This window comes from Alsobacter ponti (genome assembly GCF_024294805.1).
Taxonomy (GTDB): Bacteria; Pseudomonadota; Alphaproteobacteria; order Rhizobiales; family Beijerinckiaceae; genus Alsobacter; species Alsobacter ponti.
In genome coordinates, this window is sequence record NZ_JANCLU010000001.1 from 137,394 (window position 1) to 155,482 (window position 18,089).

The 18,089-nt window shown below is 69.8% G+C and carries 20 protein-coding genes; 13 read left to right on the top strand and 7 right to left on the bottom strand.

Annotation, left to right across the window (positions count from 1 at the left end):
• Positions 1-7 precede the first annotated feature (7 nt).
• From NK718_RS00725 to NK718_RS00740, 4 genes are all read left to right on the top strand, one after another.
• Complete coding sequence (locus NK718_RS00725) at positions 8-511, top strand: type III secretion system chaperone family protein (RefSeq protein ID WP_254737541.1); 504 nt, start codon at positions 8-10, stop codon at positions 509-511.
• Between the two features lie 104 nt (positions 512-615).
• Positions 616-1,458, top strand: coding sequence for a pyrroline-5-carboxylate reductase (proC, locus tag NK718_RS00730; protein ID WP_254737543.1), 843 nt, complete (start codon positions 616-618; stop codon positions 1,456-1,458).
• 87 nt (positions 1,459-1,545) lie between these two features.
• Positions 1,546-2,367, top strand: a complete 822-nt coding sequence (locus NK718_RS00735; RefSeq protein ID WP_254737545.1) for a TetR/AcrR family transcriptional regulator — start codon at positions 1,546-1,548, stop codon at positions 2,365-2,367.
• 107 nt (positions 2,368-2,474) lie between these two features.
• A complete protein-coding gene (locus NK718_RS00740) occupies positions 2,475-2,837 on the top strand; it encodes a tRNA-binding protein (protein WP_254737547.1) in 363 nt (120 codons plus the stop codon).
• Between the two features lie 7 nt (positions 2,838-2,844).
• Here the strand turns inward: NK718_RS00740 and NK718_RS00745 are convergent, their stop codons facing one another.
• Genes NK718_RS00745 through NK718_RS00755 form a run of 3 tightly spaced genes read right to left on the bottom strand, consistent with a single transcriptional unit; the run spans position 2,845 to position 5,455 of the window.
• Positions 2,845-4,209 (bottom strand): ATP-binding protein, encoded by a 1,365-nt coding sequence (locus NK718_RS00745; RefSeq protein ID WP_254737549.1) that lies wholly within the window; start codon positions 4,207-4,209, stop codon positions 2,845-2,847.
• Positions 4,210-4,217: 8 nt separating this feature from the next.
• Positions 4,218-4,934, bottom strand: coding sequence for a response regulator (locus NK718_RS00750; protein WP_254737551.1), 717 nt, complete (start codon positions 4,932-4,934; stop codon positions 4,218-4,220).
• A complete protein-coding gene (locus tag NK718_RS00755) occupies positions 4,931-5,455 on the bottom strand; it encodes a MarR family winged helix-turn-helix transcriptional regulator (RefSeq protein ID WP_371877189.1) in 525 nt (174 codons plus the stop codon). The genes NK718_RS00750 and NK718_RS00755 overlap by 4 nt, the downstream gene beginning before the upstream one ends.
• 130 nt (positions 5,456-5,585) lie before the next feature.
• On the opposite strand from NK718_RS00755, the gene NK718_RS00760 reads away from it, so the two are divergent.
• Together NK718_RS00760 and NK718_RS00765 are read left to right on the top strand one after the other, a co-directional pair.
• Positions 5,586-6,473, top strand: coding sequence for a branched-chain amino acid aminotransferase (locus NK718_RS00760; protein ID WP_254737553.1), 888 nt, complete (start codon positions 5,586-5,588; stop codon positions 6,471-6,473).
• Between the two features lie 117 nt (positions 6,474-6,590).
• Positions 6,591-8,321 (top strand): hypothetical protein, encoded by a 1,731-nt coding sequence (locus tag NK718_RS00765; RefSeq protein ID WP_254737555.1) that lies wholly within the window; start codon positions 6,591-6,593, stop codon positions 8,319-8,321.
• On the opposite strand, the gene NK718_RS00770 is transcribed toward NK718_RS00765, so the two are convergent.
• The 4 genes from NK718_RS00770 to uvrC form a co-directional block, all read right to left on the bottom strand.
• A complete protein-coding gene (locus NK718_RS00770; RefSeq protein WP_254737557.1) occupies positions 8,318-8,782 on the bottom strand; it encodes a molybdenum cofactor biosynthesis protein MoaE in 465 nt (154 codons plus the stop codon). The two genes, NK718_RS00765 and NK718_RS00770, sit on opposite strands and share 4 nt — an antisense overlap.
• Before the next feature lie 13 nt (positions 8,783-8,795).
• Positions 8,796-9,047: a molybdopterin converting factor subunit 1 gene (moaD, locus tag NK718_RS00775; RefSeq protein ID WP_254737559.1), complete on the bottom strand. Its 252-nt coding sequence runs from the start codon at positions 9,045-9,047 to the stop codon at positions 8,796-8,798.
• 16 nt (positions 9,048-9,063) lie between these two features.
• On the bottom strand, positions 9,064-9,663 hold the full coding sequence (gene pgsA / locus NK718_RS00780; RefSeq protein WP_254737561.1) for a CDP-diacylglycerol--glycerol-3-phosphate 3-phosphatidyltransferase: 600 nt from the start codon (positions 9,661-9,663) through the stop codon (positions 9,064-9,066).
• Between the two features lie 72 nt (positions 9,664-9,735).
• A complete protein-coding gene (gene uvrC, locus NK718_RS00785; protein WP_254737563.1) occupies positions 9,736-11,799 on the bottom strand; it encodes an excinuclease ABC subunit UvrC in 2,064 nt (687 codons plus the stop codon).
• A gap of 131 nt (positions 11,800-11,930) precedes the next feature.
• Here uvrC and NK718_RS00790 point away from each other — a divergent pair, with 131 nt between their 5' ends.
• From NK718_RS00790 to ychF, 7 genes are all read left to right on the top strand, one after another.
• Positions 11,931-13,082: a M24 family metallopeptidase gene (locus NK718_RS00790; RefSeq protein WP_254737568.1), complete on the top strand. Its 1,152-nt coding sequence runs from the start codon at positions 11,931-11,933 to the stop codon at positions 13,080-13,082.
• A gap of 60 nt (positions 13,083-13,142) precedes the next feature.
• Positions 13,143-13,694, top strand: coding sequence for a hypothetical protein (locus NK718_RS00795; protein WP_254737572.1), 552 nt, complete (start codon positions 13,143-13,145; stop codon positions 13,692-13,694).
• A 165-nt stretch (positions 13,695-13,859) separates the two neighbouring features.
• On the top strand, positions 13,860-14,804 hold the full coding sequence (locus tag NK718_RS00800) for a ribose-phosphate pyrophosphokinase (protein ID WP_254737575.1): 945 nt from the start codon (positions 13,860-13,862) through the stop codon (positions 14,802-14,804).
• Positions 14,805-14,928: 124 nt separating this feature from the next.
• Positions 14,929-15,369, top strand: a complete 441-nt coding sequence (locus NK718_RS00805; RefSeq protein ID WP_254737578.1) for a group I truncated hemoglobin — start codon at positions 14,929-14,931, stop codon at positions 15,367-15,369.
• A gap of 206 nt (positions 15,370-15,575) precedes the next feature.
• Entirely contained in the window at positions 15,576-16,229 is a 654-nt protein-coding gene (locus NK718_RS00810) for a 50S ribosomal protein L25/general stress protein Ctc (protein ID WP_254737581.1), read from the top strand.
• Between the two features lie 69 nt (positions 16,230-16,298).
• The gene (pth, locus tag NK718_RS00815; protein ID WP_254737584.1) at positions 16,299-16,907 is read left to right on the top strand and encodes an aminoacyl-tRNA hydrolase; all 609 of its coding nucleotides are present in this window, start codon (positions 16,299-16,301) and stop codon (positions 16,905-16,907) included.
• A gap of 67 nt (positions 16,908-16,974) precedes the next feature.
• Positions 16,975-18,072, top strand: coding sequence for a redox-regulated ATPase YchF (gene ychF, locus NK718_RS00820; RefSeq protein WP_254737597.1), 1,098 nt, complete (start codon positions 16,975-16,977; stop codon positions 18,070-18,072).
• Positions 18,073-18,089: the final 17 nt, after the last annotated feature.

Genomic DNA, 18,089 nt, shown 5'->3' on the forward strand with positions numbered 1-18,089 from the left:
GATCGGCATGACCGCCATTGAAGTTGACGTGATCGAACGAACCGAGCATCCGCTCGACGTCGTGGAACGCCTCGCCACCGTTCACGACTGGTCGTTCGACCGGGCCGACGAGAACGAAATCTCCGTGTCCGTCACGGGGAGTTGGGCCGAGTACCACGTGGCTTTCACGTGGCTCGAGGACATGGAGGCGCTGCATGTCGCCTGCGCCTTCGACCTCAAGGTCGCGGCGCGCCGGCGCTACGACATGCTCGAGCTGGTCTCCCTCATCAACGAGCAGCTCTGGGTGGGTCACTTCGACCTGTGGTCCGCCGAGGACGTCGTGATGTTCCGCCACTCGCTGCTCCTGGCGGGTGGGGCGGAGCCGAACGGCAGCCAGTGCGAGGGCCTGCTGAAAGTCGCCCTCGACGCCTGCGACCGCTACTACCAGGCCTTCCAGTTCGTGCTGTGGGCGGGCAAGTCGCCGCGCGAGGCGCTGGAAGGGGCGATGTTCGAGACGGTCGGCGAGGCCTGACGGCTCCGCGCCGGGGCGCGCTCTCGACAGGGCTCCGCCCGCGTGCTTTCTGAACTCCGAGAGGCGGCGCCGGGCCGCGCCGCCGGTTGATCGGGGTTTGCGCGATGTCCTCCTCCTCACTCGTACCGCCTGAGTCCCTGCCGTCCTCGCTCGTGCTCGTGGGCTGCGGCAAGATGGGTGGCGCCATGCTCGAAGGCTGGCTGCGGATGGGCCTGTCGGGCGAACGGGTCACCATCGTCGATCCGAACGCCGCGCATCATCTCGTCGCGGTGTGCGAGCAGCACGGAATCGCGCTCAACCCGAGCCCCGAACTGATCCGCCCGCCGGAAGTGCTGGTGCTCGGCATCAAGCCGCAAATGCTCGACGAGGCCTCGCCGACGCTCGCGCCCTTGGTCGGCCCGGAGACGCTGGTCCTCTCGATCCTCGCCGGCAAGACCATCGCCGACCTGAAGGCCCGCGTGCCGTCCATTCGGTCGGCCGTTCGCGCCATGCCGAACCTGCCCGCCTCGGTGCTGCGCGGCGTCACCGGCGTCGCGCCGAGCCCGGAGGTCAGCGCCCGCCAGCGAGAGGTCGCGGAGACGCTGCTGTCCGGCGTCGGGCGGGTGGAATGGCTGGACGGCGAGCACCTGATCGACGCGGTGACGGCGGTGTCCGGCTCCGGCCCCGCCTATGTCTTCTACCTCACCGAGTGCCTGGCCCGCGCCGGCGCGGCGCTCGGGCTGCCGGCCGACCTCGCCGACCGGCTGGCGCGCGCCACGGTGGAGGGCGCGGGCGAGCTGCTGCACCGGTCCGACCTGCCGCCCGGCGCGCTTCGCGAGAACGTCACCTCGCCCGGCGGCACGACGGCTGCCGCGCTGAACGTGTTGATGCGCGAGAACGGGCTCGATCCCCTGATGCGCGAGGCCGTCGCCGCCGCTCACCGCCGCGCCGGCGAATTGTCCGGCTGAGGCGGCCTCAGGCGTCGTCGCCAGCGCCGTGGAATTCGCGCGACGTGCGCCCTATCTCCGGAGTGTAGCTGCGCCAGGGAGACGAAGATGGCCAGGAAAGCCGATCCAAAGTCCGCCGCCGGCAAGGCCGGTTCGGGAGGTGCCCGCGGGAGCCGCGCCGCTTCCGCGTCGCGCACCGAAAGGGACGATAGCGCGGGCGGGACGTCGCGCTCGGCGCGCGACCGGGTCATCGACGCGCTGATGGCGCTGGCGGAGGAGCGGCGCTGGGACGAGATCGGGTTGACCGATATCGCGGAGGCGGCGGGTGTTTCGCTCGCCGAGCTGCGCGACCTGTTCCCCTCCAAGGGCGCGATTCTCGGCGGCTTCAGCCGCCGCATCGACCGGCAGGTCCTGGAAGGGACCAACGACGACCTCGTGGGCGAACCGGTCCGCGAGCGGCTGTTCGACGTGATGATGCGCCGGCTGGATGCGCTGGCTCCCTACCGCGAGTCGCTGCGGCGGATCATGCGCGACATGTCGCTCGACCCGCTCCACCTCGCCGCGCTCAACCAGATGCAGCTCAACTCGCAGCGCTTCATGCTGGCGGCCGCGGGCATCGACACCGAAGGCCCCGTCGGCGCGGTCAAGCTGCAGGGCGCGGTGCTCGTCTGGGGCCGGACTCTCCGGACCTGGCTCGACGACGACGATCCCGGCCTGGCGCGGACCATGGCGTCGCTGGACCGCGACCTGCGGCGGGGCGGCGAGTTCGTGCGCGGGCTCACCGACCTCACCCGCATGGCGTCGCCGTTCTGCGCCCTGTTCCGCCGCGTGGCGGAGGACGGGCGACGGCTGCGCCAGCGTCGCCGGGCGCGGCGCGGCGACGAGGACCGCGACCGCGGCCTCGACGACGAGGACTACGCCAGGGCCTGAGGGCCGCCGCGGCTTGGGCGCGGCCGCGTTCCGCGCTACATCGAAAAGGGGCGCGCCGGTGTGCCGGCCGCGCCCCTTTCTCGTGTCCGACCCGCAAGGATCGCCTCATGTCCAAGCCCGCCGCCGCGCCCGCGCCCGTGATCGCCTTCGACGACTTCCTCAAGGTCGACATCCGTGTCGGCACGATCGTCCAGGCCGAGCCGTTTCCGCAGGCGCGCAAGCCGGCCTTCAAGCTGGTGATCGACTTCGGCGAGGGGATCGGCCTCAAGAAGTCCTCCGCCCAGATCACCGTGAACCACCGGCTCGAGGATCTCGTCGGGCGCCAGGTGCTCGCCGTCGTGAACTTCCCTCCGCGCCAGATCGGCCCGTTCATGTCGGAAGTGCTGACGCTCGGCGTGCCCGACGCGGACGGTGAGGTGATGCTGATCGGCCCCGACCGGCCGGTCCCCAAGGGCGGTCGCCTCTATTGACGCAGGCCTAGACCGGCACGCGGACCGTGGCGCGCAGGCCGCCCAGCGGACTGTCGCCGAGCAGGATGTCGCCGCCGTGCGAGCGGGCGATGTCGCGGGCGATGGCGAGGCCGAGGCCGGTGCCGCCCTCGTCGACGTTGCGCGACTCGTCCAGCCGCACGAAGGGCCGGAACACCTCCTCGCGCTGGCCGACGGGAATGCCCGGGCCGTCGTCGTCCACCGTGATGCTGAGCCAGCGCGGATCGCGCGTGGCGGTGATCGCGATCTTTTCTCCGTGCCGGGCGGCGTTGGCCACGAGATTGCCGATGCAGCGCTTGAAGGCGTCCGGCCGCACCCTCGCCACCGGGTCGCCGCTGACCATGACCTGAGTGGCGTGGCCCGTGCGCTCGGCGTCGGTCTTCAGCTCCTCGAGGAGCTGGCCCATGTCGACGGGCGCGGAGGCCTCGCCCGCGTCGCCGCGCGCGAAGGCCAGGTAGGCCTCCAGCATGCGGCTCATCTCGTCGATGTCCTTCTTGATGTCGTCGAGCTCGGGCGTGTCCTCGTCCATCAGCGCGGTCGACAGCTTGAAGCGCGTCAGGATGGTGCGCAGGTCGTGGCTGACGCCGTTCAGCATCGCCGTGCGCTGCTCGATCGCCCGCTCCACGCGCCGGCGCATTTCGATGAAGGCGTGGCCGGCCTGCCGCACCTCGCGGGCGCCGCGGGGGTGGAAGTCGATCTCCTGGCCCTTGCCGAACGCCTCCGCCGCCTCGGCGAGCCGCAGCACGGGGCGAATCTGGTTGCGCAGGAACACGATGGCGATGGCGATAAGCACGAGGGAGGTGCCGACCATCCACATCAGGAAGATGTGGGAGTTCGAGGCGTAGGCCTGCGACCGTCGCGTCAGGATTCGCATGACGCCGAAATCGAGCTGGATGCGGATTTCGATCAGGTTCGAGCGCCCGACGGTGTCGATCCAGAACGGCTTGCCGATCTGCTGGCGCAACTCGCGCGAGAGCGTGCTGTCGAGGATGGAGAAGAACGGCTTGGGGCCGGGCGGCGGCAGCGGGCCCCGCGGCAGGATCTCCATGTCGAGGTTGAGCGAGTCGCTGGCGATGCGCGACAGCGTTTCGTAGTTGGGGTCCTGCGGGTAGCTCTCGGCCACCTGGATCAGCCCGGCGATGTCCTGCGTCACCGCCGCCGAGAGGCGCCGCGTCACCGTCTGCCAGTGCCGCTCCATGAAGGCGTAGGCGAGCACCGACTGCAGAATCACCATCGGCGCGATGATGATGATGAGCGCGCGCGCGTAGAGCCCCTTCGGCATGCGCCCAGCCAGCCAGCGGCCCGCCTTGCGGTACAGGGAGGCGGGCTGCTTCACGAGGGCGAGGGCGCGCATCGGGATGCCTAGTCGACCTGAAGGCGGTAGCCGAGCCCGCGCACCGTTTGCAGGTGCAGGGGATTGGCGGGATCGAGCTCGATCTTGCGCCGAAGCCGGTTGATCTGCACGTCCACCGTGCGCTCGTTGGAGGCGTCGCCCGAACCGGCCAGTTCCTCGCGCGCCACCGTCTCGCCCGGCCGGCTGGCCAGCAGCGTCAGCATTTCGCGCTCGCGGTCGGTGATGCGGATGATCTCCTCTCCCTGTCGCAATTCGCCGCGCTCCGGCCGGTAGACGAACGGGCCGAAGCGCACGAACTCGGGGGCGCTCGACGGCGAAGCCGCCGGCGCGCTGCGGCGCAGGATGTTGTTGAGCCGCAGCAGAAGCTCGCGCGGCTCGAACGGCTTGGCCACGTAGTCGTCCGCCCCGATCTCCAGACCGCGCACCCTGTCCGCGCCCTCCGAGCGGGCGGTGAGCATGACGATGGGCACGCTCGACGTGCCGCGCAGCCAGGCCGCGAGGTCGAACCCGTTCTCGCCCGGCATCATCACGTCGAGCACGCAGAGGTCGAACACGAGGTTGGCGAGGCGCGCCCGCGCGCGGGCGGCATCTGGCGCGGTCGTGACGCGATAGCCGTGCTCCGACAGGAAGCGGGACAGGAGGTCACGGATACGCCGGTCGTCGTCGACGACGAGAATGTGCGGGGCGTCGTCCGCCGGAGTGGGGCGAGGGCGCGGCGCGCTCACTGTGCCTCGTCCTCGTCGCGGCCGCCATGCACCAGGCGGTCGGCCGAGGGCCGCTCCGCCGGCTCGATCATCGCCTCCAGGAACCGGGCGGCGGCCTCGCGCGAGCCCGGCCCGGCCTCCTCGAGCGCCCGCGCAATGCGCCGCGTCTGCAGCCGGGCCATGTCGTCGGCGAGAGCTCGGCCGCGAGCGGTCGGGTAGAGGAGGCGCTGGCGGCGGTCGTTGACCCCGGCCCGCTGCTCCACGAAGCCCTGCTCCAGCAACTCCTTGAGCACTCTGTTGAGGCTCTGCTTGGTGATCTTCAGGATATCGAGCAGCGCCGCGATGGTCAGGCCGGGATTGCGGTGCACGAAATGGAGCACGCGATGGTGCGCCCGGCCGAAGCCATAAGCGGCGAGGATCCTGTCCGGGTCGCCGACGAAATCGCGGTAGGCGAAAAACAGGAGCTCGATCAGCTCGTACTGCGGCCGCTCCGTCGCCGGCGCGTCGGATTCGGTGCGGTTCATGTCGAGGGCGGGCTGCATGGGTTTCGGGCAGTGTCCCCGGTTACGTCAGTCATGTTGACATATTTCAGCTTGATTGTTACTCGTCAAGGCCTCGCGGCGAAAGGAAAGAACCCAGCGCGCCGCGAACACCGATCCAAGGAGCGAAACCATGTCCGTCATCCCGTTCGATCAGCGTGAAGGTTACATCTGGTTCAACGGCCAGATCGTGCCCTGGGCGGACGCGAAGCTCCATGTACTCACGCACGGCCTGCATTACGGCTCGTCCGTGTTCGAAGGCGAGCGCGCCTATGGCGGCGTCATCTTCAAGAGCACCGAGCACTCGCAGCGGTTCCACCGCTCGGCCGAAATCCTCGATTTCAAGATCCCGTACTCCGTTGCCGAGATCGACGCCGCCAAGGCCGAGATCATCGCCCGGAACGGCCTGGTGAACTGCTATGTCCGCCCCGTCGCGTGGCGCGGCAGCGAAATGATGGCGGTCGCCGCCCAGCACTCCAAGATCCACGTCGCCATCGCGGTGTGGGAGTGGCCGTCCATGTTCGACGTCGCGCAGAAGATGCGCGGCATCCGCCTCGACATTGCCGAATGGCGTCGTCCGGACCCCAGGACGGCCCCGCATGACGCCAAGGCGGCGGGCCTCTACATGATCGCCACGCTTTCCAAGCATGCCGCCGAAAGAAAGGGCTACGCCGACGCGCTGATGCTCGACTGGCAGGGCCGCGTGGCCGAATGCACCGGCGCCAACGTGCTCTTCACGAAGGGCGGGGTGATTCACACGCCGACCGCCGACTGCTTCCTGGACGGCATCACCCGCCGGACGGTGATCGATCTCGCCAAGCGCCGCGGCATCGAGGTCGTCGAGCGCCGGATCATGCCGGATGAGCTGGCGAGCTTCGAGGAATGCTTCATCGTCGGCACGGCCGCCGAGGTGAGCCCCGTGTCGGAGATCGGCCCGTACCGCTTCACCCCCGGCGCCATCTCGCGCCAGCTGATCGAGGACTACACGGCCGAGGTGAATCCGAAGGCCAAGGCCGCCTGATCCGATAGGAGCTGGCGCGCCGGCCGAAAGAAACCGGGGCCGCGAGCGGGGCGTTGGTGGGCGAAACCCACCGGAAGCCCGCTCGTGGCCCTTTTTCTTGCCGCCGGGATCGGCTGAATGCTGGTCTACGGCGACGCCGCATTCACCCGCTCGACCCGCGAAGCGCTCGCCGCCGCCGCCGAGCGCTGGCGCCGGGCCGACGCCGCCGTGGCGGCGCTGCGCCATTCCGAGCGCGTGACCGCGTTCCTGTCAGTCGCCGAACTCGCCCAGGGCATCGCCGACGCCGCGTTCCATCGCGACGGGCAGGACGAGACCGACCCCGCCTCCGACGGCGTCCTCGACCTCCTGACCGTGCTGGCGCGCGGCCTGCTCGACTCGTGGCGCGGCTCGGAGACGGCCGACGGTGAGGGCGAGGCGCGACGCCGCTTCGCCAGCCTGGCGGCGCTCGATGTGCCGGAAACGGTGTCGTGCCGGAAGGCGGAGGGCTACGCGTTCTATGCCCTCTATCCCGAGAGCTACGGGCTCGCGGCGCTGACGTCCGGCCTGAGGCCGCGCACCCGTGTCATCGGCCTGCGCAGCATCGGAACGGGGCTCGCCGCCATGGTCGCCGCCGCGCTCGGGGCTCGCGCCGTCACGCTGCGCCCGCACGGCGATCCGTTCCGGCGCGAACTCGCCATCGGGCCGCGCCTGTCCGCCTGGCTTCTGGCCGATGTCGACGCCGCGTTCGCGGTGGTCGACGAAGGGCCGGGCCTGTCCGGCAGCTCGTTCGGCTGCGTCGTCGACTGGCTGGAGGCTCACGGCGTCGCGCGCGAGCGCATCCACCTGTTCCCGAGCCACGCCGGGCCGCCGGGGCCTCAGGCCGACCCGGCGCACCGCGCGCGCTGGGAGACGCTGTCGCGGCATGTCGTGAGCTTCGAGGACGCCGTCCTGCCGCGCCTGGGCTCCTGGGTCGGCGACCTCACGGGCGGACCTCAGTCGCCGCTCGAGGATGTGTCGGGCGGCGCGTGGCGGGAGCGCGCCTTCCCGTCGGAGAGCGACTGGCCGGCGGCCAACGTGGCGCAGGAGCGGCGCAAATATCTGCTGCGGGCGGGCGGAAGGGCCTGGCTCCTGAAGTTCGCGGGGCTCGGCGAAGCGGGGGAGGCGGCGTTCGCCCGCGCCCGCGTGCTCGGCGAGGCCTGCTTTACGCCGCCGCCTTCCGGGCTGCGGAACGGCTTCTTGGTGCGGGAATGGATCGAGGGGGCGCGGCCGGTCGATAACGAGGGTCCGCTGCGGCCCAGGCTGCTGGCGCGCGTAGGCGAGTATCTCGGCTTCCGGGCGCTGTCGTTCCCCGCCGGGCCGGAGTGGGGCGCGAGCCTGGCGGAGCTGTCCGTCATGGCCGAGCGCAACGCCGGGCTCGCGCTGGGCCCCGAAGCCGCCCGCCGTCTCGCGCGGTGGCGTGCCCGCCTGCCGGAGTTGGAGCGCGCGGTTCGGCGCGTGGCGACGGACAACCGCATGCACGCGCATGAGTGGCTCGTCGTCGGCGGTGACGCGATCGTGAAGACCGACGCCGTGGATCATTGCGCCGCGCACGACCTGATCGGCTGCCAGGACATTGGCTGGGACGTCGCCGGCGCGGCGGTCGAGTTCAAGCTGACGGAGCGAGAGCTGTCGGGGCTGTGCGAGCGCGTCGGCGGGCGGGCGGGACGGGAGGTTTCGCGCGACCTGCTCGCTTTTCTGCTGCCCTGCTACGCGGCCTTCCAGCTTGGCGCGGCGACGATGGCGGCGGATGGCCTGGCGGGATCAGCCGAGGAAAAGCGCCTGCGCGCCGAGGCCACGCGATACGCGGCCGTGCTGAAGCGTCGGCTCTAGCGCCGCCAGCGCTCGGCGGCGCGGTCGTCCGCGTCCGTCGCGGCGACCCAATCACCCTCGCTGCCGTCGACGTGGTGCTCCTTCTTCCAGAAAGGAGCGCGCGTCTTCAAATAATCCATCAGGAACTCGGCCGCCTCGAACGCCGCCTTGCGGTGGGCCGAGGCCGTGACGACCAGGACGATGTCGCCGCCCGGCGGAATGCGGCCGTGCCGGTGGATGGCGGTGACGCCCATCAGCGGCCAGCGCGATGCCGCCTCCTCGGCGACACGCCGAATTTCCTCCTCGGCCATGCCGGGATAGTGCTCCAGCTCGAGCGCGGCCAGCCGGCCCGCCTCGGCGCGGCACAGGCCGGTGAACGTCACGACGGCCCCGACGTCCGTGCGGCCGGCGGAGAGCCGCGCCGCCTCCGCGGCGGCGTCGAAGGGACCGGGCTGGATGCGGACCGTGATCGGGCAATCCATCGCGCCCTCCCGCTCAGCCGCCCGTCATCGGCGGGAAGAACGCGATCTCCCGCGCCCCGGCGATCGGCGCGTCGGGCTTGACGTGCTTGCGGTCGATCGCCGCGCGCACGATACCCGGGTTCTCGAAGGCGTAGGCGTATTCCTCGCCCCGCCCGGCCAGCCACGCCGCGAGCTCGGCGACGGTGCGCACCTCGGCCGGCGGCGACAGCTCTTCCTCGGGCTTGCCGATGCGCTCGCGCACCCAGGCGAAATAGACGAGTTTCATGGCGTCCTCCGGGGCCTCACGCGCCGTGATCGACGATGTGGTGGATGCCCGCGCGGAAATAGTCCCAGCCCGTGTAGAGCGTCAGCAGGGCGGCGATCCAGAGCAGGATCAGGCCGGTCGCGAGCGTGCCGGGAAGCACCGCCTCGCCGGCCGGCCCGGCGATCAGGAAGCCGAGCGCCACGAGCTGCAACGTGGTCTTCCACTTCGCCACGGTCGACACGGGCACGCTGACGCGCAGTTCGGCCAGATATTCGCGCAGTCCCGAGACGAGGATCTCGCGCGACAGGATGACGATGGCGGCCCAGAGCGACCACCCGCTGATCGTGCGGTCCGCCACCAGCATCAGCAGAGTCGCGGCCACCAGAAGCTTGTCGGCAATGGGGTCGAGCATGCGACCCAGGGTCGATTGCTGCGACCAGGCGCGGGCCAGGTAGCCGTCGAAGAAATCGGTGATTCCCGCCGCGATGAACACGGCGAGCGCCGTCCACCGCATCCAGAACTCGTCCGGATAGTACATGCATACGACGACCAGCGGCACGGCCGCGACGCGCCCGTAGGTGAGCACGTTGGGAAGGTTGAAGGGGTTAGCCCGCCGCATGTTGGTCGCCAGGGTCATGAGGTCTCGAATGAACATGGCGCGGCGGGCGAGGTCAACCGCCGCGCCGGCATGGCGGACCGGGCCCGGGCGTCAGCCGCGCCCGTCGTGAAAGAAGTCGTACACCGCCCGCGCCGTCGCCATGTTGACGCCGGGCGCGGTGGCGAGGTCGTCGAGCGAGGCGCGCGCGATGGCCTTGGCCGTGCCGAAATGCAGCAGCAAAGCGCGCTTGCGGGCGGGGCCGATGCCGGAAATCTCGTCGAGCGGGCTCTTGGTGAACTCGCGCTTGCGCTTGGCCCGGTGGGCGCCGATGGCGAAGCGGTGCGCCTCGTCGCGCAGGCGCTGGATGAAGTAGAGCGCGGGATCGCGGGGTGCGAGCTTGAACGGGTCGCGGCCCGGCACGAAGAAGGTTTCGCGCCCCGCGTCGCGGTCCGGCCCCTTGGCGACGCCGACGAGCGGAACGTCCGTGACGCCCACCCCGGCAAGCGCCTCGCGGGCGGCTTCCAGCTGCCCTTTGCCGCCGTCGATCAGCACGAGGTCCGGCCAGGCCGGCATCTCCGTCGCCTCGCCGCCCGCCGAATCGCGCGGCGCTTCCTTGACGAGACGCCCGAAGCGGCGCGTCAGCACCTCGCGCATCATGCCGAAATCGTCGCCAGGCGTGAGCTCCTCGGAGCGGATATTGAACGTGCGGTAGTGGGTCTTCGAGAACCCCTGCGGCCCAGCCACGATCATCGCGCCGACCGCGTTCGAGCCCATGATGTGGGAGTTGTCGTACACCTCGACGCGGCGGATCGTCCCCGCGACGCCGAACGCCTGGGCCAGGGCGGCGAGCAGCTTCTGCTGCGACGACGTGTCGGCCAGCTTGCGGCCCAGCGCCTCGCGGGCGTTGGTGCAGGCGTGCTCCACGAGATCCCGCTTCTCGCCGCGCCGGGGAACGGCGACCTCGACCTTGAAACCGGACCTCGCGCCCAGCGCGTCCTGCAGCAGGTCGCGGTCGTCGATGTCCTGCGACAGCAGCACGAGGCGGGGTGTCGGCTTGTCGTCGTAGAACTGCGCCACGAACGCGCCCAGCACCTCGGCGGCCGGGGTCGACCGATCCGCCTTGGGGAAATAGGCGCGATTGCCCCAGTTCTGGAAATTGCGAAAGAAGAACGCCTCGATGCAGAACTGTCCCGCTTCCTCGTGAAGCGCGAACACGTCGGCCTCCTCGACGGTCCTGGGGTTGATGTCCTGGCTCGACTGGATCGCGCTCAGCGCGGCGAGGCGGTCGCGGTAACGCGCCGCGCGCTCGAACTCCAGGTCGTCCGACGCCTTCTGCATCTCGGCGGCGAGCGCCTGCTTAACACCCTGGCTCTTGCCGCGCATGAAGTCGCGCGCCTGCGCCACGAGGCGGGCGTACTCGACGTGCCCGACCTCGCCGGTGCACGGCCCGGCGCAGCGCTTGATCTGGTGCAGCAGGCAAGGCCGGGTGCGGTTCTCGTAATAGGAATCGGAGCAGCTGCGCAGCAGGAAGGCGCGCTGCAGCGCGCTGAGCGTGCGGTTGACGGCCCACACGCTCGCGAACGGGCCGAAATAGTCGCCCGGCCGGTTGCGCGCGCCGCGGTGCTTGGTCAGCTGCGGCGACACGTGGTCGCCGGTGATGAAAATGTAGGGGAACGACTTGTCGTCGCGCAGCAGCACGTTGAAGCGCGGCTTCAGCTGCTTGATGAGGTTGGCCTCCAGCAGCAGCGCCTCGGTTTCCGTCTCCGTGGTGACGAATTCCATCGCCGCCGTCTCGGAGATCATCCGGGCGATGCGGTTGCCGTGCCCGATGCCTCGGGCGTAGGAGGCCACCCGCTTCTTCAGGCTCCGCGCCTTGCCGACATAGAGAACGTCGCCGGCCGAATCGAGCATGCGGTAGACACCCGGCCCGTTCGGCAGGGTGTGCCAGAAATGCCGGATCACGGCGACGCCGGCCTTCAGGCGGGCGCCGCCCGTCGCCTCGTCGAAGTCGAGCGAGGCGCCCGAATCGGCCTCGGCGACCTCGCTCTCGCCTTCGTCCGCCTCGTCGGTCTCGTCGAAGTCGGTGTCGAAGCCGTCCGGCGGCGTATCGTCCGCCGGCGCCAGCCGCCTAGGAGGCGGCGGCGCGGAATCGGGGGTCTTGGGAGGGCGGCTCATGCGCCAGATGTAGGGTGCTGCGCCGGGGAGGTGAAGCCGGAATGTTACGAAGGCGGGGTTTCGCGGGGGCTGGACGCGGGGCATCCGGCGCGCCACCTTGCCGCCCGGTCAATCCCGGGAACAGACGCATCATGGCCCTTCATTTCACGCAGCAGGAATTCGCGTCGCGCCTCGTTCGCTTGCAGGCCGCCATGCAGGCGCGCGGCCTCGACGGCATGCTGCTCTTCGCCCAGGAAAGCCATTACTGGCTGACCGGCTACGACTCGTTCGGCTTCTGCTTTTACCAGTGCCTCTACGTGGGGGCGGACGGGCGCATGGCGCTGCTGACGCGCTCCGCCGACCTGCGGCAGGCGCAGCACACCTCGATCCTCCGCGACATCCGCATCTGGCGCGACGCCGCCGACGCCGACCCGACGCGCGACACGGCCGCAATGATCCGCGATCTCGCCGGGCAGGGCCGCCGCCTCGGCGTCGAGTACGACAGCTACGGCCTGACCCATTTCAACGGAAAGCGGCTGGAAGCGGCGATGGAGGGTGTGGCGACGCTGGTCGATGGTTCCGACGTCGTGCCGCGCCTGCGCGCCGTCAAGTCTGAGGCGGAAATCGCCTATGTCCGCAAGGCGGCCGAGTTGTCGGACCTCGCGGACGCGGCGGCGCTCGGGGCGGCGCGGGCCGGCGCGGACGAGGGGGAGATTCTCGCCGCGCAGCACGCGGCCATCTTCGCGGCCGGCGGCGACTATCCCGGCAACGAGTTCATCATCGGCTCGGACCGTGACGCCCTCCTGTGCCGCTACAAGTCGGGCCGCCGCCGCCTTGCCGGTAACGACCAGCTCACGCTCGAGTTCGCCGGAGCGTACCGGCACTACCACGCCGCGATCATGCGCACCGTGGTGGTGGGCGAACCCCGCCCGCTTCATTTGCGCTATCACGCGGCGGCGCGGGAGGCGCTGCTGGCCTGCGAGGCGGCGCTGAAGCCCGGCGCGACGGCCGGCGACGTGTTCGACGCGCATACGCGGGTGTTCGACGCGCACGGCCTGGCGAGCCATCGGCTCAACGCCTGCGGATATTCGCTCGGCGCGAAATTCACCCCGTCGTGGATGGATCCTCCGATGTTCTACGCCAGCAACCCCTGGGTGATCGAACCCGGAATGGTGATGTTCGCCCACATGATCCTGATGGATTCCGAGACCGAGACGGCGATGTGTCTCGGCCGCACCTACCTCGTGACGGCCGAAGGCGCGTTAACCTTGAACGCGGCGAAGCTGGACCTGATGCTTCGCTGACGTTAATCTTTGTTTAAGGAGTGGCTGCCCGGAGGGGGCTGCCAGACCGGGGAGGGGCTCATGCGCCAGCACGCCAGAACGGTCCGCCGCCTCGCCGCGGCCGGCGGCGCCATCGCCGGCGCGCTCCTCCTGTCCGCCTGCCAGCAAGGCCTGCAGACCGCCTCCGCCGTGCAGGCCCCGGGCGTGCCCGTCGCGTTCGACACGCTGGAAGGCGCGCCGGAGCCGGTGCTGAGCAAGGTCATGGCCGAGGTGAACAGCCAGGCCTCGGCCAGGCGCATCGAGATCGTGTCCAGCGAAGCGCAGCCGCGCTACCGCCTCCAGGGCTACCTCACGGCCTATCCCAGCGAGGACGGCGAAACGACCCTGGCCTTCGTGTGGGACGTGTTCGACTCCTCCAAGAAGCGCGCCCAGCGCGTCTCCACGACCACCGTCGCCAAGGGCCAGTCGAGCGACCCGTGGTTGCAGATCGGCGAAACGCAGATCGCCAAGGCCGCCGCCGACAGCATGAACGAGGTCGCGAGTTTCCTGGCGGCGGGCCAGAATCAGGGCGGCACGACGGCCGTCGCGGGCGCATCGTCGCGCGCCCTCGGCTTCAGCGCGGTCGAGCCGTGATGCGCCGCCCACGGGGGCGGCGTTTTTTCACAGTGCTCATGCGAATTCCGCAAGAGCCCATGCTTGTTTGGCCGCTTTCAGGCTGCTAAGAGCGCCCTGCGGGCTGCATCGCTGGCGCTGGCTCCGCTTCTTGTCGTTGCGAACCGAAATACCGGAGCGGACCCCATGAAGGCTGCGATCAAACTCGTAGCGGGCAATTCGAACCGGGCTCTGGCCGACGCCATCGCCGCCTATCTCGAAGTGCCCCTCGCCAAGTGCCAGGTGCGGCGCTTCGCGGACATGGAGATCTTCGTCGAGATCCAGGAGAACGTCCGCGGACAGGACGTCTTCATCATCCAGTCGACGTCGTTCCCCGCGAACGACCATCTGATGGAGCTCCTGATCCTCATCGACGCCCTGCGCCGCGCCTCGGCGCGCCGCATCACCGCCGTGGTCCCGTATTTCGGCTACGCGCGCCAGGACCGCAAGGCGGGGCCGCGCACCCCGATCTCGGCCAAGCTGGTGGCCAACCTCATCACCGAGGCCGGCGCCGACCGCGTGCTGACGGTCGACCTGCACGCCGGGCAGATCCAGGGCTTCTTCGACATCCCGACCGACAATCTGTTCGGCGCGCCCGTCATGGTCCGCGACGTCAAGGAGCGGATGGACCTCTCCAACCTCATGGTCGTGTCGCCGGACGTCGGCGGCGTGGTGCGCGCCCGCGCCCTCGCCAAGCGCATCGACGCGCCGCTCGCCATCGTCGACAAGCGCCGCGAGCGCGCCGGCGAAAGCGAGGTGATGAACATCATCGGCGAGGTGGAAGGCCGCACCTGCATCCTCGTCGACGACATCGTCGATTCCGGCGGCACGCTGTGCAACGCCGCCGACGCGCTCCTCAAGGAGGGCGCCAAGGAAGTCCACGCCTACATCACCCACGGCGTGCTCTCCGGCGGCGCGGTGGCGCGCATCGCCGCCTCCAAGCTCAAGACGCTGGTGCTGACGGACTCCATCCAGCCGACCGAGGCGGTGAAGGTGGCGCGCAACATCCGCGTCATCTCGGTCGCGTCGCTGCTCGGCGAGGCCATCGGCCGCACCGCGCTGGAAGAAAGCGTGTCGAGCCTGTTCGACTGAGGGCCCCGGCCTCTAGCCGGCCCGTCGCCGTAGCTGCCCAGCACGTTCGGTGACCTCGTTACAGACGGAAACCGCGCGGTTGTGAGATTCCTCCTTCGGCTCCCATCGAGCATTGGAGGAACCCATGTTTTCTTTGATCAATTTGCACCGTCGCGCCGCCGCCGCCGTCGTCATCGCCCTGGCTCTCGGCTCGTCGGCCTTCGCGGCCGACAAGACGCTTTACGACCGCCTGGGCGGCAAGCCCGCGCTCGAGGCCGTCGTCGGCGAGCTGTGGGCGATCACCTCGAAGGACAAGCGGATCAACAAGTATTTCGCGAACACGAAACCCGAGGCGTTCGCCGGGCAGCTCGTCGACTTCCTGTGCGAGGCGAGCGGCGGCCCCTGCAAGTACAAGGGCCAGGACATGGTCGCCGCCCACACCGGCATGCACCTGAAGAACAAGGACTTCGACGCGCTGGCGCAGAACGTCGTCAAGGCGCTCGACAAGTTCAAGGTGCCCGCCCGCGAGAAGAAGGAAGTGATGACGATGCTCGGCAGCCTGCGGAGCTCCATCGTCAATCACTGAATGCTCAATCACTGAAGGCGAGGGGACCCGGCCGCCGGCCGGGTCCCACCCTCGTTCTACTTTGCCCGCCGGCGTCTTGCTCCGCCGGGGCTTTTCCCCTATAGACCCCTGCGCCGCCCTGCACCCTTGGAGGAGAGCGGCCCACCCAAGTCCCGATGCGCCCGGAGACGGCGTGCCGCGGGACTGATTTTGTTTTGGAGAAACCCATGTCCACCGCAGTGAAGCAGATCCTGGCTTCGAAGCGGGCGGCTGGCGGCAAGGGGGCCGCTCGCGCCGTTCGTCGTGAGGGCCGCGTTCCCGCCGTGATCTACGGCGGCGGAGAAGCGCCCGTCGCGATCTCGCTCGACTACAAGTCCACCTATCAGCTCATCTTCGCCGGTCACTTCCTGACGACGCCGTTCGAAATCGACGTCGACGGCGAGAAGACCCGCGTCCTGCCGCGCGACTATCAGCTCGATCCGGTGCGCGACTTCCCGCTGCACGTCGACTTCCTGCGCGTGAAGGCGGGCCAGGAGCTGCGTGTTGAGGTGCCCGTGCACATCGTCGGCCAGGAGGCTTCGCCCGGCCTGAAGCGCGGCGGCACGCTCAACATCGTCCGCCACACGGTGGAGATGTGGGTGCCGGCCGACAACATCCCGGATTCGATCACGGCCGACCTGACCGGCTACGAGATCAACGACTCGCTGCACATCTCGGCGATCAAGCTGCCGGAAGGCTGCCGCCCGGTGATCGCTGACCGCGACTTCACGGTCATCACCGTGGTCGCGCCGTCGGGCATGCGCGAGGCCGAGGCCACCGCGGCCGCGGCCCCCGCCACCGCGCCGGCCGCCCCGGCCGCCGCTCCGGCCGCCAAGAAGTAAGGGGACGATCCGTCGTCCGGAGAGCCCCGCGGCGCATGCCGCGGGGCTCTTTTCGTTGGGAGTGGAGCCATGCTGCTGTTCGTCGGCCTGGGGAATCCGGGCGCGCGCTACGCCGGCAACCGGCACAATATCGGCTTCATGGCGGTCGATGAGATCGCCCGCGTCCACCGCGCCGGCCCGTGGCGGCGCCGTTTCCAGGGCGAGGCCACCGAAGCGACCATCGGCGGCGAGCGGGTGCTGCTGCTGCGGCCCGAGACGTTCATGAACGAGTCCGGCCGCTCGGTGGCGGAAGCGATGCGCTTCTTCAAGATTCCGCTCGCCGACGTCGTCGTGTTCCACGACGAGCTCGACCTGCCGCCCGCCAAGCTGCGCATGAAGGCCGGCGGAGGCAACGCCGGGCACAACGGGCTGCGCTCTATCACCGCGCAGTGCGGCAACGACTACCGGCGCGCCCGCATGGGCATCGGCCACCCGGGCGACAAGACGCTGGTGCATCCCTACGTGCTGAGCGACTTCGCCAAGTCCGAGCAGCCCTGGGTCGAGGATTTGTGCCGCGCCTGCGCCGACGCCGCCGAACTTCTCGCCCGCGGCGAGGACGCCAGCTTCCAGAACAAGGTTCACCTGGCCATGGAGGGGCGCGGCTGGGGCGAGGTGAAGGGCGTCAAGGACCGCGCCTGAGCTTGCCTTTTCCGCCGTTCCCCACCACAAGGCTGGCCAACAGCTTCACATCCGGACCGGACCTCCCATGGGCTTCAAATGCGGCATCGTCGGCCTGCCGAACGTCGGCAAGTCGACCCTCTTCAACGCGCTGACGCAGACGGCGGCGGCGCAGGCGGCCAACTACCCGTTCTGCACCATCGAGCCGAATGTCGGCGACGTCGCCGTGCCCGATCCCCGGCTCGACAAGCTCGCCGCCATCGCGGGTTCCGCGCAGATCATTCCGACGCGCATCACCTTCGTCGACATCGCCGGCATCGTGCGCGGCGCGTCGAAGGGGGAAGGGCTCGGCAACCAGTTCCTCGCCAACATCCGCGAGGTGGACGCCATCGCCCATGTCGTGCGCTGCTTCGAGAACGGCGACATCACCCATGTCGAGGGCCGCATCGACCCGGTCGCCGACATCGAGACGATCGAGACCGAGCTGATGCTCGCCGACCTCGAGAGTCTCGAGAAGCGCGTCGTCGCGCTGGAGAAGAAGGCGCGCGGCGGCGACAAGGAGGCGAAGGAGCAGCTCGACATCGTCACCCGCTGCCTCGCCCTGCTGCGCGAAGGCCAGCCGGCCCGCCTCGTCCAGCGTTCCGCCGAGGAAGAGCGCACGTTCCAGATGCTCAACCTGCTCACCGCCAAGCCGGTGCTCTACGTGTGCAACGTCGAGGAGGCCTCCGCCCACGACGGCAACGCCTTCTCCGCCCGCGTCTTCGAGCGGGCCAAGGAAGAGGGCGCGGTCGCGGTGGTGGTGTCGGCGCAGATCGAGAGCGAGATCGCCGTGCTCTCCGCCGAGGAGCAGGCGGAATATCTGGAGGCCGTCGGCCTCGACGAGCCCGGCCTCAACCGCGTCATCCGCGCGGGCTACGATCTGCTGCACCTCGTCACCTACTTCACGGTGGGGCCGAAGGAGGCGCGGGCCTGGACCATCACCAAGGGCACGAAGGCCCCGCAGGCGGCCGGCGTCATCCATACGGACTTCGAGAAGGGCTTCATCCGCGCCGAGACGATCGCGTATGACGACTACATCGCCTGCAAGGGCGAGGGTGGCGCGCGCGACGCCGGCAAGTTCCGGCTCGAAGGCAAGGACTACGTCGTCGCCGACGGCGACGTCCTGCACTTCCGCTTCGCCAACTGATCGGACGCGGGGCGTCC

Bases quoted from the DNA above. Each gene is read 5' to 3' on its own strand.
- proC (WP_254737543.1), top strand. From the start codon at position 616: ATGTCCTCCTCCTCACTCGTACCGCCTGAGTCCCTGCCGTCCTCGCTC.
- NK718_RS00735 (WP_254737545.1), top strand. From the start codon at position 1,546: ATGGCCAGGAAAGCCGATCCAAAGTCCGCCGCCGGCAAGGCCGGTTCG.
- NK718_RS00800 (WP_254737575.1), top strand. From the start codon at position 13,860: ATGAAGGCTGCGATCAAACTCGTAGCGGGCAATTCGAACCGGGCTCTG.
- NK718_RS00745 (WP_254737549.1), bottom strand. From the start codon at position 4,209: ATGCGCGCCCTCGCCCTCGTGAAGCAGCCCGCCTCCCTGTACCGCAAG.
- NK718_RS00790 (WP_254737568.1), top strand. From the start codon at position 11,931: ATGGCCCTTCATTTCACGCAGCAGGAATTCGCGTCGCGCCTCGTTCGC.
- moaD (WP_254737559.1), bottom strand. From the start codon at position 9,047: ATGAAACTCGTCTATTTCGCCTGGGTGCGCGAGCGCATCGGCAAGCCC.
- NK718_RS00725 (WP_254737541.1), top strand. From the start codon at position 8: ATGACCGCCATTGAAGTTGACGTGATCGAACGAACCGAGCATCCGCTC.
- NK718_RS00760 (WP_254737553.1), top strand. From the start codon at position 5,586: ATGTCCGTCATCCCGTTCGATCAGCGTGAAGGTTACATCTGGTTCAAC.
- pgsA (WP_254737561.1), bottom strand. From the start codon at position 9,663: ATGACCCTGGCGACCAACATGCGGCGGGCTAACCCCTTCAACCTTCCC.
- ychF (WP_254737597.1), top strand. From the start codon at position 16,975: ATGGGCTTCAAATGCGGCATCGTCGGCCTGCCGAACGTCGGCAAGTCG.
- NK718_RS00755 (WP_371877189.1), bottom strand. From the start codon at position 5,455: ATGCAGCCCGCCCTCGACATGAACCGCACCGAATCCGACGCGCCGGCG.
- NK718_RS00740 (WP_254737547.1), top strand. From the start codon at position 2,475: ATGTCCAAGCCCGCCGCCGCGCCCGCGCCCGTGATCGCCTTCGACGAC.
- NK718_RS00805 (WP_254737578.1), top strand. From the start codon at position 14,929: ATGTTTTCTTTGATCAATTTGCACCGTCGCGCCGCCGCCGCCGTCGTC.
- NK718_RS00795 (WP_254737572.1), top strand. From the start codon at position 13,143: ATGCGCCAGCACGCCAGAACGGTCCGCCGCCTCGCCGCGGCCGGCGGC.
- NK718_RS00770 (WP_254737557.1), bottom strand. From the start codon at position 8,782: ATGGATTGCCCGATCACGGTCCGCATCCAGCCCGGTCCCTTCGACGCC.
- pth (WP_254737584.1), top strand. From the start codon at position 16,299: ATGCTGCTGTTCGTCGGCCTGGGGAATCCGGGCGCGCGCTACGCCGGC.
- NK718_RS00810 (WP_254737581.1), top strand. From the start codon at position 15,576: ATGTCCACCGCAGTGAAGCAGATCCTGGCTTCGAAGCGGGCGGCTGGC.
- uvrC (WP_254737563.1), bottom strand. From the start codon at position 11,799: ATGAGCCGCCCTCCCAAGACCCCCGATTCCGCGCCGCCGCCTCCTAGG.
- NK718_RS00765 (WP_254737555.1), top strand. From the start codon at position 6,591: ATGCTGGTCTACGGCGACGCCGCATTCACCCGCTCGACCCGCGAAGCG.